The 16,267-nt window shown below is 70.1% G+C and carries 18 protein-coding genes and 1 tRNA gene; 12 read left to right on the top strand and 7 right to left on the bottom strand.

Translation table 11 applies throughout. The features are described from left to right. Both GVL05_RS11165 and pheA read left to right on the top strand, forming a co-directional pair. Nucleotides 1-546: a MarR family winged helix-turn-helix transcriptional regulator gene (locus GVL05_RS11165; protein ID WP_133937665.1), complete on the top strand. Its 546-nt coding sequence runs from the start codon at nt 1-3 to the stop codon at nt 544-546. Nucleotides 547-623: 77 nt separating this feature from the next. Then, entirely contained in the window at nt 624-1,580 is a 957-nt protein-coding gene (gene pheA / locus GVL05_RS11160; RefSeq protein WP_123338582.1) for a prephenate dehydratase, read from the top strand. A gap of 217 nt (nt 1,581-1,797) precedes the next feature. Here the strand turns inward: pheA and GVL05_RS11155 are convergent, their stop codons facing one another. Continuing rightward, the gene (locus GVL05_RS11155; RefSeq protein ID WP_159573183.1) at nt 1,798-2,874 is read right to left on the bottom strand and encodes a diacylglycerol kinase family protein; all 1,077 of its coding nucleotides are present in this window, start codon (nt 2,872-2,874) and stop codon (nt 1,798-1,800) included. 72 nt (nt 2,875-2,946) lie between these two features. Between GVL05_RS11155 and serS the strand changes: the two genes are divergently transcribed. The 5 genes from serS to GVL05_RS11130 all read left to right on the top strand — a co-directional run bounded on the left by serS (nt 2,947) and on the right by GVL05_RS11130 (nt 6,347). Next, on the top strand, nt 2,947-4,209 hold the full coding sequence (gene serS / locus GVL05_RS11150; RefSeq protein ID WP_131880489.1) for a serine--tRNA ligase: 1,263 nt from the start codon (nt 2,947-2,949) through the stop codon (nt 4,207-4,209). Continuing rightward, nucleotides 4,206-5,069 carry an HAD-IIB family hydrolase gene (locus GVL05_RS11145; RefSeq protein ID WP_159573182.1) on the top strand — a complete coding sequence of 288 codons (864 nt, stop codon included), beginning with the start codon at nt 4,206-4,208 and terminating at the stop codon, nt 5,067-5,069. The genes serS and GVL05_RS11145 overlap by 4 nt, the downstream gene beginning before the upstream one ends. A gap of 88 nt (nt 5,070-5,157) precedes the next feature. Next, nucleotides 5,158-5,245: transfer RNA gene (locus GVL05_RS11140), tRNA-Ser, on the top strand. Then, nucleotides 5,245-5,787 (top strand): GNAT family N-acetyltransferase, encoded by a 543-nt coding sequence (locus GVL05_RS11135; RefSeq protein WP_133937663.1) that lies wholly within the window; start codon nt 5,245-5,247, stop codon nt 5,785-5,787. Before GVL05_RS11140 ends, GVL05_RS11135 begins: the two co-directional genes overlap by 1 nt. Next, nucleotides 5,784-6,347 carry a GrpB family protein gene (locus tag GVL05_RS11130; protein ID WP_159573181.1) on the top strand — a complete coding sequence of 188 codons (564 nt, stop codon included), beginning with the start codon at nt 5,784-5,786 and terminating at the stop codon, nt 6,345-6,347. The genes GVL05_RS11135 and GVL05_RS11130 overlap by 4 nt, the downstream gene beginning before the upstream one ends. A gap of 10 nt (nt 6,348-6,357) precedes the next feature. Here the strand turns inward: GVL05_RS11130 and GVL05_RS11125 are convergent, their stop codons facing one another. Next, entirely contained in the window at nt 6,358-6,759 is a 402-nt protein-coding gene (locus GVL05_RS11125; RefSeq protein WP_123314187.1) for a hypothetical protein, read from the bottom strand. Between the two features lie 43 nt (nt 6,760-6,802). Continuing rightward, nucleotides 6,803-7,498: an SDR family oxidoreductase gene (locus GVL05_RS11120; RefSeq protein ID WP_159573180.1), complete on the bottom strand. Its 696-nt coding sequence runs from the start codon at nt 7,496-7,498 to the stop codon at nt 6,803-6,805. An 85-nt stretch (nt 7,499-7,583) separates the two neighbouring features. Here GVL05_RS11120 and GVL05_RS11115 point away from each other — a divergent pair, with 85 nt between their 5' ends. After that, nucleotides 7,584-8,039, top strand: coding sequence for a helix-turn-helix domain-containing protein (locus GVL05_RS11115; protein ID WP_131880498.1), 456 nt, complete (start codon nt 7,584-7,586; stop codon nt 8,037-8,039). Nucleotides 8,040-8,096: 57 nt separating this feature from the next. Here GVL05_RS11115 and GVL05_RS11110 read toward each other — a convergent pair whose 3' ends face one another. Next, nucleotides 8,097-9,110, bottom strand: a complete 1,014-nt coding sequence (locus GVL05_RS11110; protein WP_235035939.1) for a LacI family DNA-binding transcriptional regulator — start codon at nt 9,108-9,110, stop codon at nt 8,097-8,099. Between the two features lie 74 nt (nt 9,111-9,184). Beyond that, complete coding sequence (locus tag GVL05_RS11105; RefSeq protein ID WP_123339021.1) at nt 9,185-10,420, bottom strand: Gfo/Idh/MocA family protein; 1,236 nt, start codon at nt 10,418-10,420, stop codon at nt 9,185-9,187. A 197-nt stretch (nt 10,421-10,617) separates the two neighbouring features. On the opposite strand from GVL05_RS11105, the gene GVL05_RS11100 reads away from it, so the two are divergent. From GVL05_RS11100 to GVL05_RS11085, 4 genes are all read left to right on the top strand, one after another. Continuing rightward, nucleotides 10,618-11,595 carry a carbohydrate ABC transporter permease gene (locus GVL05_RS11100; protein WP_228506149.1) on the top strand — a complete coding sequence of 326 codons (978 nt, stop codon included), beginning with the start codon at nt 10,618-10,620 and terminating at the stop codon, nt 11,593-11,595. Between the two features lie 15 nt (nt 11,596-11,610). Next, nucleotides 11,611-12,552, top strand: a complete 942-nt coding sequence (locus GVL05_RS11095; protein WP_123291849.1) for a carbohydrate ABC transporter permease — start codon at nt 11,611-11,613, stop codon at nt 12,550-12,552. Nucleotides 12,553-12,576: 24 nt separating this feature from the next. After that, nucleotides 12,577-13,950, top strand: a complete 1,374-nt coding sequence (locus GVL05_RS11090; protein WP_123938368.1) for a sugar ABC transporter substrate-binding protein — start codon at nt 12,577-12,579, stop codon at nt 13,948-13,950. A 97-nt stretch (nt 13,951-14,047) separates the two neighbouring features. Continuing rightward, complete coding sequence (locus GVL05_RS11085) at nt 14,048-14,680, top strand: ScbR family autoregulator-binding transcription factor (protein ID WP_134194579.1); 633 nt, start codon at nt 14,048-14,050, stop codon at nt 14,678-14,680. Here the strand turns inward: GVL05_RS11085 and GVL05_RS11080 are convergent. After that, a complete protein-coding gene (locus GVL05_RS11080) occupies nt 14,643-15,071 on the bottom strand; it encodes a BLUF domain-containing protein (RefSeq protein WP_159573179.1) in 429 nt (142 codons plus the stop codon). The genes GVL05_RS11085 and GVL05_RS11080 overlap by 38 nt on opposite strands. A 12-nt stretch (nt 15,072-15,083) precedes the next feature. Next, nucleotides 15,084-16,229, bottom strand: coding sequence for an AI-2E family transporter (locus tag GVL05_RS11075; protein WP_123291852.1), 1,146 nt, complete (start codon nt 16,227-16,229; stop codon nt 15,084-15,086). Nucleotides 16,230-16,267: the final 38 nt, after the last annotated feature.

Raw genomic sequence — 16,267 nt, 5'->3', positions numbered from 1 at the left:
ATGACCGACGAGACCCCGTGGCTCACCCGCGAGCAGCTGCGCGCGTGGATGAAGCTCGTGGCCGTCATGGAACTCCTGCCGGCGGCGCTCGACCAGCAGCTGCAGCGGGACGCGGACCTGACGCACTTCGACTACATGGTCATCGCGATGCTCTCCGAGACCGACGGCCGCACGCTGCGCATGTCGGCGCTGGCCTCGGCGACGAACGCCTCGCTGCCCCGGCTGTCGCACGTGGTGTCCCGGCTCGAGAAGCGCGGACTCGTGACGCGCTGCCCCTCGACCTCGGACCGCCGTGCGACCGACGTCCGGCTCACCGACGCCGGGTACGCCACGATCGTCGAGGCCGCTCCGGACCACGTCCGCACCGCACGCCACGTCGTGATCGACGCCCTGAGCGTCGAGCAGGTCGTCCAGCTCGACGGCATCGCGGCCGCACTGCTCACACGGCTCGACCCCGAAGGGCGGTTCGCTGCCCTGACGTACCCGCGGGACGACGACGACACCGCGATCTGCGAGGCCCGGCTGACCGGCGCCAGCACTGACTGAACGGCGCTGTGCGCCCGCGTCTGCGCCCGCGTCTGCGCCCGCGTCTGCGGGCTCGGTCGTTGCAATAGGCTCGGCCCATGACCGACCCCGCCGCGCCGTCCGACACGTACTCCTACCTCGGACCCGCCGGCACCTTCACCGAGGCGGCCCTCAAGCTCGTCGAAGCCGCAGCCGGCAAGCCCTGGCGGAGCGTCAACAACGTCGGTGAAGCGCTCGACGACGTCATGTCCGGCCGCTCGGTCGGCGCGGTCATCGCGATCGAGAACAGCGTCGACGGCGGCGTCAGCGCGACGCAGGACGCCCTCGCCCGGATCCCCGGCGTACGGATCGTGGGGGAGTACCTCGTGCCGGTCGACTTCGTGCTCGTCGCGCGCCCCGGCACCGTGCTCGCCGACGTCCGCACGGTGAACGCGCACCCGGTCGCGTACGCGCAGACCCACAACTGGCTCGAGGCGAACCTGCCCGGCCACGGTCACATCCCGGCGTCGTCGAACGTCGCCGCCGCGCTCGCCCTGCTCGAGGCGAACCCCACCGCCGACGCCGCCGTCGCACCGCCCGGCATCACCGACCACCACGACGTCGTCGTGCTCGCGTCGTCGATCGGTGACAACGCCTCGGCCGTGACCCGCTTCGTGCTCGTGTCCAAGACCTTGGCGCTGCCCGAGCCGACCGGTGCCGACAAGACGAGCGTCATCGTCGAGCTGCCGGCCGACCACCCCGGCGCCCTGGTCGACATGCTCGAGCAATTCGCGACCCGCGGGATCAACATGGGGCTGCTGTCATCGCGGCCGATCGGCGACGAGCTCGGCCGCTACCGGTTCGTCATCGACCTGGACGGGCACGTGCAGGACGAGCGCGTGGCCGACGCCCTGCTCGGCCTACGACGGTTCAGCCCGCGCGTGACGTTCCTCGGCTCGTACCCGCGAGCCGACGGCGCGCAGCCCGAGGTGCCGGCGCGCTACTCGGACGCCGCGTTCGTCGAGGCGCGGGACTGGCTGCGCGCCATCGTGTCCGGCGAGCCCGACGCGGGCTGACGCGCGGCGGTGCTGTCTGCGGTGCTGCTCGGTGCGGTCGCTCGGTGCGGCTCTTGTCGGCCGGTGCGAGGTTGCCCGCTCCGTGCGCCGCTACAACCTCGCACCGAGCACGCAACCGCGCACGGGGTGCGCAACGCTGCACGGTGCGCGGCTGCCTCAGCCCGGACCGACCTCGCACGGAGTGCGCAACGCGGCACCGTGCGGAGCCCGCCGCCCCTCAGCGCTTGCGGCCGCGCACCCAGCTCGGCCGCGGCTCCACCGTCGGCACCTTGACGGTCAGCGAACCGGGGTCGATCCGCGCACGGAACGCCGTGATCTCGCCCACCGGGTCGCCGTCGATCTCGAACTCGTCGGGCTTCTCGAGCCGCAGCGTGAACTCCTCGCCGCGCATGTACCGCAGTGGACGTTCCTGCTTCGCCGCCGTCGTGATGCGTCGACCGATCAGCGTCTCGGACAGCGCCGAACGCCGGAACCAGCGCAGGATCCCGTTCTCCCAGAACACGCGTGCACCGATCCGCACCCAGCCGAAGAAGCCGCGGGGGCGCATCACGACGATGTCGAACACGCCGTCGTCGATCTCGGCGTCGGGCAGGAGCATCGCGTTCGCCTGCAGCATGCCGCAGTTGCCGACGATGACCGAGTGCGCGCGCACCGAACCGTTGCGGGCCGACTCGTCGAGCCGGTACTTGAACTCGAAGCCGTCGGTGTCCCGCACGGAGCGGAGCAGCGAGTCGAGGTACGCGAGCCACCCGACGCGCTTCTTCAGCTCGGGCCGGGTGTTCGCGATCATCCGGGCGTCGAGTCCGAGGCCCGCCATCACGACGAAGCCGAACTGCTCGCGGGCGCCGTCCGGCCGCTCGATGCCGATGAGGCCGAAGTCGATCGCCCGCTCGTGGCCGGAGAAGATGGTGTGCGCGCTGCTCGCCAGGTCGTCGAGGGGGAGCTTCATGTTGCGGGCGAGCAGGTTGCCCGTCCCGCTCGGCAGCAGCGCGAGCGAGGCACCGGAGCCGTGCACGACCTCGGCGACCGCGCGCACGGTGCCGTCGCCGCCCGCGGCGGCGACGACGTCGGCTCCCGCGTCGAGCGCTGCGCGGGCCATGCCCCCGCCCGGGTCTTCCTCGGTGGTCTCGAACCAGAGCGTCTCGGCCCAGCCGGCTTCCTGCTGGTGCTGTTCCACGGTGGCCTTGAGGGTCGGCAGGTGGACCTTGACCGGGTTGTAGACCACGGCAGCCGTCCGGTGCTCGGTGGGGAGGGCGTCCTGGTCCGCGGGCGCGGTCTCCGAAGGGGTCGACATGGGATCAACGGTACCGATCGGACGCTGCGAGCGGCGGGTTCCTCCCCATGGCGCCGCCTCTAGGATGGAGCGGTGATCGATCCCCAGCTGCTTCGTGACAACCCGGACGTCATCAAGGCCTCGCAGGAGTCCCGCCGCGCATCCGTCGCCGTGGTCGACGAGGCCGTCGCTGCCGACGCCGCCCGACGCAGCGCGATCACCGCGTTCGAGTCGCTCCGCGCCGAGCAGAACGCCTTCGGCAAGACCGTCGCCAAGGCCCCGAAGGACGAGAAGGCCGCGCTCGTGCAGCAGGCCCAGGCGCTCTCGGCCCGGGTGAAGGAAGCCCAGGCGACCGTCACCGCGGCCGAGGAGACCTTCAACTCCGTCGTGCGCGCCATCCCGAACGTCGTGCTGCCCGGCGTCCCGGCCGGTGGCGAAGAGGACTTCGTCACCCTCCGCACCGTCGGCACGAAGCCCGAGTTCGACTTCGAGCCGAAGGACCACGCCGACCTCGGCGAGCACCTCGGCATCATCGACATCCCGCGCGGCGTGAAGGTCTCCGGCTCGCGCTTCTACTTCCTGCGCGGCCTCGGCGCCCGGCTCGAGATCGCGCTCATGTCGCTCGGCCTCGACCGCGCCATCGCTGCCGGCTTCGAGCCGCTCATCACCCCGACGCTCGTCCGCCCCGAGACCATGGCGGGCACCGGCTTCCTCGGCGAGCACGCGGCCGAGGTCTACCGGCTCGAGGCCGACGACCTGTACCTGACCGGCACGAGCGAGGTCGCCCTCGCCGGCTTCCACGCCGACGAGATCCTCGACATCGAGAAGACCGCGCACCGCTACGCCGGCTGGTCGACCTGCTACCGGCGCGAGGCCGGCTCGGCGGGCAAGGACAACCGCGGCATCCTGCGCGTGCACCAGTTCAACAAGCTCGAGATGTTCGCCTACGTCCACCCGGACCAGGCCGAGGCCGAGCACGAGAAGCTGGTGTCGTACCAGGAGCAGATGCTGCAGGACCTCGGGCTGCACTACCGCGTGATCGACGTCGCCGCGGGTGACCTCGGCACGAGCGCGGCGAAGAAGTACGACATCGAGGCCTGGGTCCCGACGCAGGGCACGTTCCGCGAGCTCACCTCGACGTCGAACTGCACGACGTTCCAGGCCCGTCGCCTCGACATCCGGTACCGCACCGAGAGCGGCAAGACCGCCCCGGTCGCCACCCTGAACGGCACCCTCGCGACCACCCGCTGGATCGTCGCGATCCTCGAGACCCACCAGCAGGCCGACGGATCCGTCGTCGTGCCCGAGGTGCTGCGCCCCTACCTCGGTGGCGTCGAGGTGATCGAGCCCCGATGAGCACGCAGGGGCGGTTCGTGGACGGCGCCGCGCAGGGCGCGGGCGCCGGTGCTCCCGCCCGCACGAAGCGGTGGCTGGTCGCGCTCGACATCGACGGCACCACGATGCGCGAGGACGGCGTCATCACGGAGGCCGTGGTCGCCGCCGTGCGCGATGCCGAGGCCGCCGGGCACGAGGTCATGCTCTCCACGGGCCGCAGCGAGGGCATGACGGTTCCGCTGCTGGAGACCCTCGGCATCGAGCCGAAGTACCTCGTCTGCGCCAACGGCGCGCTGACCCTGACCCGTCGTCCGGACGGGTCCTACGAGCGTGTCCACGTCGAGCACTTCGACCCGAGCGACGTCCTGCAGACCATCCGTGGTGCACTGGAGAACGCGGCCTTCGGCGTCGAGGACGAGACTGGCCACTTCCGGTTGTCCGAGAACTTCCCCGCCGACACCATGACCAACGCCGGCGAGCTGGTGCCGTTCGAGCAGCTGCTCACGGTCGAGGCCACCCGCGTCGTCGTGATCTCGCCGGAGCACGGGCTCGAGGAGTTCCTGCAGATCGTCGAGGACATGGGCCTGCACAAGGTCTCGTACACGGTCGGGTGGACCGCGTGGCTCGACATCGCACCAGAGGGCGTGACGAAGGCCACCGCGATGGAACGCGTGCGCGAGTGGCTCGACATCCCGCGGTCGCGCGTCTTCGCGGCGGGCGACGGCCGCAACGACATCGACATGCTCCGGTGGGCGTCGACCTCCGGTCGCGGCGTCGTGATGGGCCAGGCACCCGACGACGTCGTGGACGCCGGCAACGAACTCACCGGTGGCGTGTCCGACGACGGCCTGGCAGCGGCGCTCGACTCCCTGCCGCGCTGACCCCGGCATGCGCTGACGCGCACGGCGGACGGGAGGCCCGTTAGACTTCCCGGGACGCGGTCACGTCTCGCCACGTGGTCGCGTCACTGGAGGGTTGTCCGAGCGGCCGATGGAGCCTGTCTTGAAAACAGGTGGGCAGAGATGTCTCGTGGGTTCGAATCCCACACCCTCCGCCATGGACACCCGGTTGCGCCTGCTCCGCGTCGACGACGCGGCGACGCTCGCCGCCGTCATCACCGCGAGCGCCGAGCACCTGCGCCCGTGGGAGCCGTCCCGGGCCCCGGCGTACTTCACCGAGCAGGGCCAGCACGACGTCATCGTGCAGTCGCTCGCTGCGGAGCGTGCCGGCACCGCGGTCCCGTTCGTGATCGAGTCGACCGACGGTGAACTCCTCGGGCGCATCACGCTGAGCGGCATCACCCGCGGAGCCCTGCAGTCGTGTGCCATGGGGTACTGGATCCGCGCCGACCGGCTGCGCCAGGGCCACGCCTCCCGCGCCGTCGCCGCCGCTGCCGTCCACGCGTTCGACGTCCTCCGACTCCACCGGGTGCAGGCCGAGACGCTGCCGGAGAACGTGGGGTCTCAGCGTGCCCTCGAGTCCGCGGGGTTCAAGCGCTACGGGTTCGCGCCGGAGTACATCACGATCAACGGAGCCTGGCGCGACCACGTCATGTTCCAGCTCCTCGCACCCCCTCCTGCCACGCGGCGCACTCGATGATCGAGGTCGTCGAGTACCAGCCGTCGTGGCCCGTGCGGTTCGCGGTGTTGCGGGACGCGTACGCCGCAGCCCTCGACGCCGCCGGTGCGCCCTACCGCAGCATCGAGCACGTCGGCAGCACGTCGGTGCCCGGCCTCGCGGCGAAGCCCGTGATCGACGTCGACATCGTGGTCGGTGCCGGCGACGTCGCGGCGGCGGTCGCAGCGCTGTCCACGATCGGCTTCGAGCCACGGGGCGACCTCGGTGTCCCCGACCGGCAGGCCTTCCGGACACCCGAGCGCTTCGCCCCGAGCAACACCTACGTCGCCAAGGTCGGATCGCTCTCGCTCCGGAACCACCTCGCCGTCCGCGACGTGCTGCGCGCCGACCCGGCCCTGCGCGACGAATACGCCGCCGTGAAGCGCCGGGCGGCTGCCGAGGCCGAGGACATCGACGACTACATCGAGCGCAAGAGCGAGGTACTGGCCCGGATCCTGCTCGCCGGCGGCTTGTCGGACCGGGAACGCGCCGCCATCACGGCCACGAACCGCCGGATCACCGGCCGCGGCGCCGGCGGTTGACCCGTCCCGCTCACGGCACGAACGGCAGCGGGTACGGCATCAGGAGTTGGCCGTCGGTGAGCGGCATCAGCGCCGCCATCCCGACCAGGGAGCTCGTGACCAGCGCGACCGCTGCGAACCACCACGCCGATCGGCGGCCGCGGCGTGCCCTCCGGGCGGTCAGCAGCAGCAACCCGAAGCCGATGACGTGCGCGACCACCACCACCGGGAGGCCGAGGGACAGCGCGCCCTCGTTCGGGTGCGAGAAGTCGTCGGCTGAACGTCGGTTGTCGACGTCGGACGCCAGGTACAGCCAGAACCACGTGGCGAAGCCCGCGACCGTCCCGAGCGCTGCCGTCACCCAGAACAGGGCCGCCCACCCCGCGGACGTCCACCCCGTGCGCCGCTCCGACACTGCCCCCGCCGTCCCCATGCGGTCATGGTAGCGGCGGGGGCTGCCGGGTCGTCCACGAGTGTCAGGCGGTCGCGAGCGCCGGGTACAGCGCCGCCAGCGGCGCACTGAGTCCGGCACGGACGTCACGGCTGACCTGGTCCGCCAGGACCTCGTGCTCGCCGGCCTCGACGGCGTCCCAGATGAGCCGGACGATGTCGGCCGGGTCGGACTTCTCGACGTCGAGCCCCGCCGTCATGCCGGTGTCGGTGTAACCGAGGTGTGCGCCGACGACCTGGGTGCCCTGGGGTGCGAGCTCGAGGCGGAGCGAGTTCGTGATCGACCAGAACGCTGCCTTCGACGCCGAGTACGCGCCGGCCAGAGCGACCCAGCTCAGAGCCGAGTGCACGTCGATCAGTGCGCCGCCGCCGATCGAGGGGGCGAAGGCCTTGGCGACACGGAGCGCGCCGAAGACGTTCGTCGCGAAGATGCGCTCGACCTCCGCGACCGAGGTGTCGACGAGCGGGTCGGCGCCGGCGATCCCGGCGTTGTTCACGACGATCGTGGTGTCCGCGGCGGCACGGGCTGCGGCGTCGACGCTCTCCTGGCTGGTGACGTCGAGGGCGAGCGGCACGATGCGATCGTCGTCCCAGGTGCGCGGGGTGCGGGCGGTCGCGTAGACCTTGGCAGCGCCGCGGTCCAGGGCCTGCTGGACGAACTCGGCGCCGAGGCCGCCGTTCGCTCCGGTGACGAGGACGATGGAGTTGGTGAGGTCGGTCATGAGGGGCTCCAGACGAGAGAAGTTGAGTACGGAAACCGAACCTAGCACGTTGTGTCCGGAAATCGAACCCAGCTAGGATGAACGCATGCTCGGCATCCTCGGCGGCGACGAGCGCTGCCCCATCGCACGGTCCCTCGACGTCCTCGGCGAGAAGTGGACGCTCATGATCGTGCGTGACGCCCTCGCCGGTTCGACGCGCTTCAGTCAGTTCCAACAGAGCCTCGGCGTCCCGCGCGAAGTCCTGACCGCACGACTGGCCTCCCTCGTCGACGGGGGAGTGCTCGAGCGCACGACCTACAAGCCGGAGGGTGCCCGGGCGCGCGAGGAGTACGTCCTCACCGACGCCGGCCGCGATCTCTCGCTGGTGCTCCTGGCGCTCGGCGGCTGGGCGGATCGGTACCGCCCCACGGAGCTGACGTCGGACCTGCGCTTCGTCGACACCGATTCCGGCGAGCCGGTCGAAGCGGTCGCGGTGACGCAGGAGTCCCAGCAGCGTGTGCCGCTCCAGCGGCTCACCGCCGTCATGGACCCGGCCACCTGACGGACGGGAGGCCCGTGGCGGCCCCGCCCCGCGCCTCCAGGACGGTTTGGTGGTGCGTCAGCGACGCACGTCGCACCCGCAACTCGCGCCCAGGACCAACTCGGCGGGCACCAGGTCGCGGTGCCACTGGTTGTCCGCGTCGAGCCCGAGCACACGGTCGACGGCGGCGGTGGCCATCGTCTCGATCGGCTGCCGGACCGTCGTGAGCTGCGGGTTCGTGTAGTCCGCCTCGGCACCGCCGTCGAACGACACGATCGCGACGTCCTCCGGTGCGCGCAGCCCGAGTTCCCACAGCGCCCGCAGCACACCGACGGCCTGCATGTCCGAGCTGACGAAGACGGCGCGGGGTCCCGTCCCGTCCGCGAACATGCGCAGGCCGGCCTCGTACCCGCCCCGTCGGGTGAAGTCGCAGCGCACGATCGGGCCGTCCGGCAGCCCGGCGTCGCGCAGGGCCCGCATCCAGCCCTGTTCACGGAGTTCCATGGAGCCGGCGTGCCCCATGACGAGGCCGATCGACCCGTAGCCGTGCTCGACCAGGTGCTGGGTGCCGTCGTACGCGCCCCGCAGGGCGTCGACGCCGATGCTGGCGTACTCGGGCACCTCGAAGAAGGTGTTGAGCAGGACCATCGGGATGCCCGGGTCCGACACGGTGGACAGGTCCGGGTGGGTCATGATGCTCGTGACGATGATCCCGTCGACCTGGCGGGCGGACAGGCTGCGGAGCCGCTCGCGCTCCTGGGTGGCGTCGCCGTCGCTGTTGGCGAGCAGGACGTCGTAGCCGCGGGCTGCTGCGGCGTGGGTGACCTCCACGGCGAGCTCGGACCAGAAGGGGTTGTCGAGCTCGGGCACGATGAGCCCGAGCATCTTCGACGACCCGGTGCGCAGGGCCTGGGCGCTGGCGTTCGGGCGGTACCCGAGGACCCGGATCGCGTCACGGACCCGGGCGGCGGTGGCCGCCGCGACGGGGCGGGGGCCGTCGTGCACGACGTAGCTGACGACGGAGGTGCTCACGCCGGCGTACCGGGCGACGTCGGCGCGGGTGACCGCCCTCGGGGTCGTCGGGACGCTCACGGGTGCCACCTTCGTCGGCTCGGAAGTCGCGTTCGGGTGCCGGCCCGTGTGGACCGACACCCGAACACCACTTGCTATTCGCTGGCGATACTAGACGAGGGCACCGCCGAGGTCGTCTCCGGGGCGTCCCCGAAGTCCGGCACCTCGAGGCGTGCGCCGCCCTGCAGGGCCGACTGGTGGGCGATGATGCCGGGCAGCGTGAAGCGTGCGGCGGTCCAGGCGTTCACCGGCGGCAGGGTCCGGTCGACGACGGCGCGGACGAAGTCGTCGGCCAGGAACTGGTGCGAGCCCTCGTGCCCGGTCGGCACGCCGGCGTACTCGGCGGGCAGGCGGTCGGTGTCGTGCACCTCGGCGTAGCCGGACACGAACGCGTCGCGCAGCGAGGGGTCGACGCCGGCGAGACGCGGGTCGTCGAGGTCCATCGTCGCCTGCGTGTTGATCTTGTCGCTGATGTCGTGCGAGTCCTCCTTGTCCTGCCAGACGCTGGTCTTCGCGAGCTGTTCGAAGCTCGCTTCGGTGCCGAAGTAGCGGAAGCGGGACTCGCGGATGTGCGACGGGTAGCCGACGCGGCGCATCTCGTTGATGCGCATGACGCCGCCGTTGTCGAGCTCGAACAGGGCGGTGGCGTTCGAGAAGTCGTTGTCGAACTGGCTGACGTCCTTGTCGAAGACGCCGTCGCCCCGGTCGTCCTTGACGCCGATGCAGCTGACGCTGACCGCGTGGCCCGGGATGGCGCCGAGGACGCCGCCGACCGAGTGGGTCGGGTACAGCATGGGCGGGTAGCTGGCGGTGCGCTTCCAGTCCTCGCCACCGCTGAACTGGTACGCGGCGTAGAACCCGAGGTCCATGTCGTGCACGTAGTCGCCCTCGGAGTAGAAGACCCGGCCGAAGGCGCCGTCGGCGACCTGCTTGCGGGCGAACACCGTCGCGGGGTTGTAGTAGCTCGTCTCGCCCATCATGTAGGTGAGCCCGGTCTCGCGGACGGCCTCGATGATGTCGCGGATCTCGTCGACCGAGATCGCCATCGGCACCGCCGAGTAGACGTGCTTGCCGGCGCGGAGCGCCTTGACGACGAGCGGACCGTGCGTCCAGCGCTGCGTGAAGATCGCGACGGCGTCGACGTCCGAGGCGAGCACGGCGTCGAAGTCGGCGAACGTGCCGTCGAGGTGCTGCGACTCGACGAGCTCCGACGCGCGGTCGTCGACGAGGTCGGTCACGAAGACGCGGTCGACGTCCGGGTGGAGCTTGAACAGCTTGGCGAACTGGGGGGCGAACTGGCCCGCGCCGACCATTCCGACAGAGATCATCAGTGACCTTTCCAGGGTGAGGGATGCGTCGCCGGGCAGGTCGCGCCGATGCGATCGACCGCCATCCTGACACGATTGTCTACACGTGACAACCCCGGATTCGGCGCGTGAAAGAGCCTCTTGCCACCCGGTGTCACCACGTGTAGATTCCCGGCTCACGGACTGCTGCACGTCAGTCCACCGCAGACGAAGGAGTCGCGATGGCCACCGAGAGCCCTGTGTCGTCACCCTTGACGACCGCCAGCACGAGACGGAGGAGTCGGGCAGCCGACCTCCCGCTCGCCCGTACCACCGTCCCACGCCGCCGCCGTCCCCGGAACGACCTGTGGCTCGCGCTGCTGTTCATCGCGCCGGCCGCGATCGGCTTCGTGGTGTTCCTCGCCTGGCCGACCGTGCGGGGCATCTACCTGAGCTTCACGTCCTACAACCTGCTCACCGAGCCGGAGTTCACCGGGCTGCAGAACTACGCGCGGCTCGTGCAGGACTCGATCTTCTGGCACTCGATGGTCGTCACGATCGAGTACGTGCTCATCAACATCGTCATCCAGACGGTCGTCGCACTGTTCATCGCCGTGATGATGCACCGCCTGACGAAGTCGACCTTCGTGCGCGGCATCGTCCTGGCGCCCTACCTGGTGTCGAACGTCGTCGCGGCGCTCGTCTGGCTGTGGATCCTCGACACCCAGCTCGGCATCGGCAACGAGATGCTCGCGGCCCTCGGCCTGGACCGCATCCCGTTCCTGCAGAGCGACGTCTGGGGCATCCCGTCGATCGCGCTCATCAACGTGTGGCGGCACGTCGGCTACACGGCGCTCCTGATCTTCGCCGGACTGCAGTCGCTGCCCGAGACGGTCTACGAAGCCGGCCGCATCGACGGTGCGAGCGAGTGGAAGATGTTCTGGCGCATCACGGTGCCGCTGCTCCGCCCGATCCTGTCGCTGGTGCTCATCATCACGGTGATCGGGTCGTTCCAGGTGTTCGACACCGTCGCCGTCACCACGCAGGGCGGCCCCGCGAACGCCACGAACGTCGTGCAGAACTACATCTACAACCTGGCGTTCGGCCGGTTCCAGTTCGGCTACGCGTCCGCGGTCTCGGTCGCGCTCCTCATCGTCCTCAGCATCATCACGATCATCCAGTACCGCCTCACCCGCTCGGGTGAGTCGGACCTGGACTGAACGGAGCGCCGCACCATGACCACGACCCTCACCCGTTCCGTCACCACGAAGCGTCCGCCCCGACCCGGAGCCGGCCACCGTCGCCGTCCGTCGGTCGGCCGCGTCCTCGCCTGGGTCGCGATGATCATCGTCATCGTCGTCACCCTGTTCCCGTTCTACTGGATCCTGCGCACCGCCCTGTCGTCGAACGGTGCGATCAACTCCGACCCCACGTCGCTGCTGCCCGTCGGGTTCAGCCTGGGCGGGTTCGAGCGGGTCCTCGGCCTGCAGTCCACCGAGGAGGCCCTCGCCCAGGGTGGCTCCGGCGCTGCCCTGAACTTCTGGCGGTACCTGCTCAACTCCGTGATCGTGTCGACGCTCGTCACGGTCGGCCAGGTGTTCTTCTCGGCCGCCGCCGCGTACGCCTTCGCCCGCCTGCGCTGGCCCGGACGCGACAAGGTCTTCGGGGTGTTCCTCGCCGGCCTGATGGTGCCCGCGATCTTCACGCTGCTGCCGAACTTCACGCTCATCAAGCAGCTCGGGCTCGTCGACAACCTGCTCGGCATCGCGTTGCCGACGATGTTCATGACCCCGTTCGCGGTGTTCTTCCTGCGGCAGTTCTTCCTCGGCATCTCGAAGGAGGTCGAGGAGGCCGCGCTGATCGACGGCGCGGGCAAGGTCCGGGTGTTCTTCCGGCTCGTCATCCCGATGGCCGCTGCACCGATCGCGACGCTCGCCGTACTGACGTACATCACGAGCTGGAACGACTACTTCTGGCCGCTCATGGTGTCGTACACGGACAGCTCGCGGGTGCTCACCGTCGCACTCGGCGTCTTCAAGTCGCAGTCCCCACAGTCCGGCACCGACTGGGCCGGGCTGATGTCCGCGACCCTCGTGGCGGCGCTCCCGATGATCGTGCTGTTCGGCGTCTTCGCCAAGCGGATCGTCAACTCCATCGGCTTCTCCGGGATCAAGTAGCCCCGGCTCGGACAGGACCACACCATGACGAACAACCTCTCCCGCCGCGCACTGTTCGCGGGCGGCGCTTCAGCCCTCGCCCTCGGTGCGCTCGCCGCCTGCTCGTCCCCGAGCCGGGGGACCGCCTCGAAGAGCGGCGCCCGCACCGTGAGCTACTGGCTCTGGGACTCCAACCAGCTGCCCGCCTACCAGCAGGTCGCGAAGGCCTTCCACCGCGAGAACCCCGACATCACGGTGCAGATCACCCAGCTCGGGTGGGCCGACTACTGGACCAAGCTGACGGCCGGGTTCATCGCCGGCACCGCGCCGGACGTCTTCACCGACCACCTGACGAAGTTCCCGCAGTTCTCCGACCTCGACGTGCTCTACAAGCTCGACGAGCTCGACGCGACGAAGTCCATCAGCGACGACGACTACCAGTCCGGCCTCGCCGAGCTGTGGAAGGGCCAGGACGGCCACCGCTACGGCTCGCCGAAGGACTGGGACACCATCGGGATGTTCTACGACCGGAAGGCGATGCAGAAGGCCGGCGTCTCCGACGACGAGCTCGCCACGCTCGAGTGGAACCCCGACGACGGCGGCTCGTTCGAACGGATGCTCGCGCACCTGACCATCGACTCCAAGGGTCGGCGGGGTGACGAGCCCGGCTTCGACAAGGAGAACGTCGAGGTCTACGGCATCTCGTCGAACGGGTCCGGCGGCGACGGCTTCGGCCAGACGCAGTGGTCGCCCTTCACCGGGTCGACCGACTGGTTCTACACGAACGAGAACCCGTGGGGCGACAAGTTCCGCTACGACGAGAAGACCGTGCAGGACACCCTCGCCTGGTACTACCGCCTGGCCGACAAGGGCTACATGGCGAAGTACGGCGTCTTCTCGACGACGACCGGTCCCGACGTGCAGCTCGGCGCGGGCAAGTGCGCGCTGTCGTTCAACGGTTCGTGGATGATCGGCACGTACCTGAACATGAAGGACCTCGACATCGCCGTCGCCCCGACGCCGATCGGGCCGACGGGCAAGCGGGCGTCGATGTTCAACGGGCTCGGCGACTCGATCACGAAGCAGGCGAAGGACCCGGAGGCGGCGGCGAAGTGGGTCGCGTTCCTCGGCAGCGACACCGCCCAGGAGATCGTCGGCCGCGCAGGCGTCGTGTTCCCGGCCCGTCCCGCCGGTACCGAGGCGGCGGTCGCGTCGTTCCGGAAGCGCGGGCTGGACGTGTCGGCGTTCACCCGGCAGGTCGAGGAGAAGACCACGTTCCTGTTCCCCGTCACCCGCAACCCGGCGGACGTGCAGGCGCTCCTGCAGCCGGCCTTCGACAACGTCTACGCGAACGGCAAGCCGATCTCGACGTTGACCGGCATCAACGAGCAGGTCAACAACCTGCTGGCGCTCACCTGAGCGCGCGGGTCGCCTGACGCGGTCTGACGCGACCACCCCTCGGTCTGGAGGCACGGGGCACGCCCGCCCCGCGCCTCCAGACCGTCAGACTGGTCACGTGGAACGACGTGAGCAGATCCTGGTGGCCGCTGCGGAGGAGTTCGACCGCGTCGGCTTCGCCGCCGCGACGATCGCGGCCATCGCCCGCGGGGCGGGCGTCTCGCAGGGGGCGCTGCACTTCCACTTCCCGACCAAGCTGGCCCTCGCGCTCGGTGTGATCGACGAGCAGAACGTCCGGACCTTCGACGTCGTGAGCCACACCGAGCAGTCACCAGCAGCTGCCCTGGTCGGCGCCTCGCGAGCCATCGCGGACCTGCTGCGGACCGACCCGATCGTGCGGGCGGGCATCCGGTTGTCACTGGAGCGCGGCGAGTTCCACGCGGCCACGGTCAGCTTCTACGAGCAGTGGATCGGCGGGATCGTCGACGTGTTCCGGCTGGCGATCGCGAGCGGCGAGCTCCGCACCGACCTGACCGCGGAACAGCTCGGCGCCACCGTCGTGCCGTACTTCACGGGCGTGCAACTGGTGTCCGACGTCCGCACCGGGCGGGCCGATCTGTTCCCCGCGGTCGCGACGATGTGGCGGGTGGTCCTGACGGCCACGGCTGACCCGGCGCACCGCGACCGGCTGCTCGGCGTCGTCGACGAGGCGTTCAGCGGTCGTGGAGTTCGCGGTCGCGGAACCACTTGAGCAGCCACGCCGCGCTCGTGCGGTCGAACGACCGCGGGAAGTCCGTCTCGCCGGACAGGAACGGACTGAAGCCCGGCTCCGCGTGGACCTCCGCGTCGTCGAGCGAGCGGTAGGCCATCGACCAGCCGTCGAATCGTCGTCGCTCGATGTCCTCGCGGATGAGCGACTTCACCTCGCCGTGCCGCGGATCACGGCTGATGGCGGCGAACCGGTCGTCGACGCTCCACGCAGGGCCCTCGAGCAACTGCATGAAGCGGCCGCCCTTCACGACGAGCAGCCCGGAGACGCCGAGCGCCTCGTTGCGGAGCCGTGAGCCGTCCAGCAGCGTCGCGAGGTCGCCGTCGTCGAAGGGGACGACGGCGCGACTCATGTAGACGATGGAGACGAGCACGGGTCCATGGTGTCAGTCGGCGGGGAGTTCGTGGGCCGTGACGTCCTCGTTGCGCTTCTTGCGCCACGGACGCGCGGGGGTGTTCGGGCCGTCCCAGACCAGGATCGCGCCCCACGCGGCGGCCAGCAGCGGCACCGAGATGATGGCACCGGTGATGCCCGCCAGGACGGTGCCCGCGGTCAGGCCGATCAGGATGACCAGGCCGTGCAGCTTGAGGGTGCGTCCCATCAGCACCGGCTGGAGCAGGTTGCCCTCGAGCTGGTTCACGAGGATCACGATCCCGACGACGATGAGCGCCTGGACGGGACCGAGTGCGACGAGCGCGACCAGGGCGGCGAGGATGCCGGCTGCCGTCGCACCGACGATCGGGATGAAGGCCGTGATGAACACGACGACGGCCAGGGGGAGTGCCAGCGGGACGCCGACGATCGCGATGCCGACACCGATGCCGATGGCGTCGACGGCGGCGACCGTGGCGGTGCCTCGGACGTACCCGCCGAGGGTCGAGACCACGCGGTCGCCCACCCGGCGTGCACGGTCGTAGCGCTCACCGGTGAACGGGCGGAGCAGGAACTCCCAGATGCTCGGGCCGTCCTTCAGGAAGAAGAACAGCACCACGATCATCAGCACGAGGCCGGTCAGGAAGTTCGCGGTGGCCGAGGCGCCGGCCAGGGCACCCGAGCCGAACTGCGCACTCGTGATGAAGTCGGTGACGGACGCCACGGCGTCGTCGACCTGCTTGTCCGAGATCGAGATCGGCAGGTTCTTCGCGAAGTCCTGCAACTGCTGGAACCCGTCGACGGCCGACTTCTGCAACTGCGACCACTGGTTCTCGACGGCGACGACGATGAGCCACCCGATGAGCCCGAGCACCGCGAGGACGCCGATGAGCACCGCGAGGGTCGCGAGGACCGACGGCACCTTGTGCTTGCGCAACCAGGACACGATCGGGTGCATGGCCGAGGCGATGATGAGCGCGAGGAGCACCGGGATGGTGACGACGCTCAGCACGCTGCCGGCGTAGACGACGCCGGCGATGACCACGACGACGATGATCACCTGCAGGCACCGCGTCGCCAGGCGGCCCGTCGAGTCGGACCACGCCGCCTGGATCTTCGAGGGGGTGGTCGGCTGGGGGCTGTCGCGGAAGAACGGCATGGGATCGACCGTACTGATCCGCGGGGCGGCGCGCCCGG

Origin of the sequence: Curtobacterium sp. 18060, from assembly GCF_902706105.1 — a bacterium.
Lineage (GTDB): Bacteria > Actinomycetota > Actinomycetes > Actinomycetales > Microbacteriaceae > Curtobacterium.
This window is presented reverse-complemented; position numbering and strand designations above follow the sequence as displayed.

What these genes read in the sequence shown, in the direction of transcription:
- GVL05_RS11165 (WP_133937665.1), top strand. Translation starts at nt 1, where the DNA reads ATGACCGACGAGACCCCGTGGCTCACCCGCGAGCAGCTGCGCGCGTGG.
- pheA (WP_123338582.1), top strand. Translation starts at nt 624, where the DNA reads ATGACCGACCCCGCCGCGCCGTCCGACACGTACTCCTACCTCGGACCC.
- GVL05_RS11155 (WP_159573183.1), bottom strand. Translation starts at nt 2,874, where the DNA reads ATGTCGACCCCTTCGGAGACCGCGCCCGCGGACCAGGACGCCCTCCCC.
- GVL05_RS11145 (WP_159573182.1), top strand. Translation starts at nt 4,206, where the DNA reads ATGAGCACGCAGGGGCGGTTCGTGGACGGCGCCGCGCAGGGCGCGGGC.
- GVL05_RS11135 (WP_133937663.1), top strand. Translation starts at nt 5,245, where the DNA reads ATGGACACCCGGTTGCGCCTGCTCCGCGTCGACGACGCGGCGACGCTC.
- GVL05_RS11130 (WP_159573181.1), top strand. Translation starts at nt 5,784, where the DNA reads ATGATCGAGGTCGTCGAGTACCAGCCGTCGTGGCCCGTGCGGTTCGCG.
- GVL05_RS11125 (WP_123314187.1), bottom strand. Translation starts at nt 6,759, where the DNA reads ATGGGGACGGCGGGGGCAGTGTCGGAGCGGCGCACGGGGTGGACGTCC.
- GVL05_RS11120 (WP_159573180.1), bottom strand. Translation starts at nt 7,498, where the DNA reads ATGACCGACCTCACCAACTCCATCGTCCTCGTCACCGGAGCGAACGGC.
- GVL05_RS11115 (WP_131880498.1), top strand. Translation starts at nt 7,584, where the DNA reads ATGCTCGGCATCCTCGGCGGCGACGAGCGCTGCCCCATCGCACGGTCC.
- GVL05_RS11100 (WP_228506149.1), top strand. Translation starts at nt 10,618, where the DNA reads ATGGCCACCGAGAGCCCTGTGTCGTCACCCTTGACGACCGCCAGCACG.
- GVL05_RS11095 (WP_123291849.1), top strand. Translation starts at nt 11,611, where the DNA reads ATGACCACGACCCTCACCCGTTCCGTCACCACGAAGCGTCCGCCCCGA.
- GVL05_RS11090 (WP_123938368.1), top strand. Translation starts at nt 12,577, where the DNA reads ATGACGAACAACCTCTCCCGCCGCGCACTGTTCGCGGGCGGCGCTTCA.
- GVL05_RS11075 (WP_123291852.1), bottom strand. Translation starts at nt 16,229, where the DNA reads ATGCCGTTCTTCCGCGACAGCCCCCAGCCGACCACCCCCTCGAAGATC.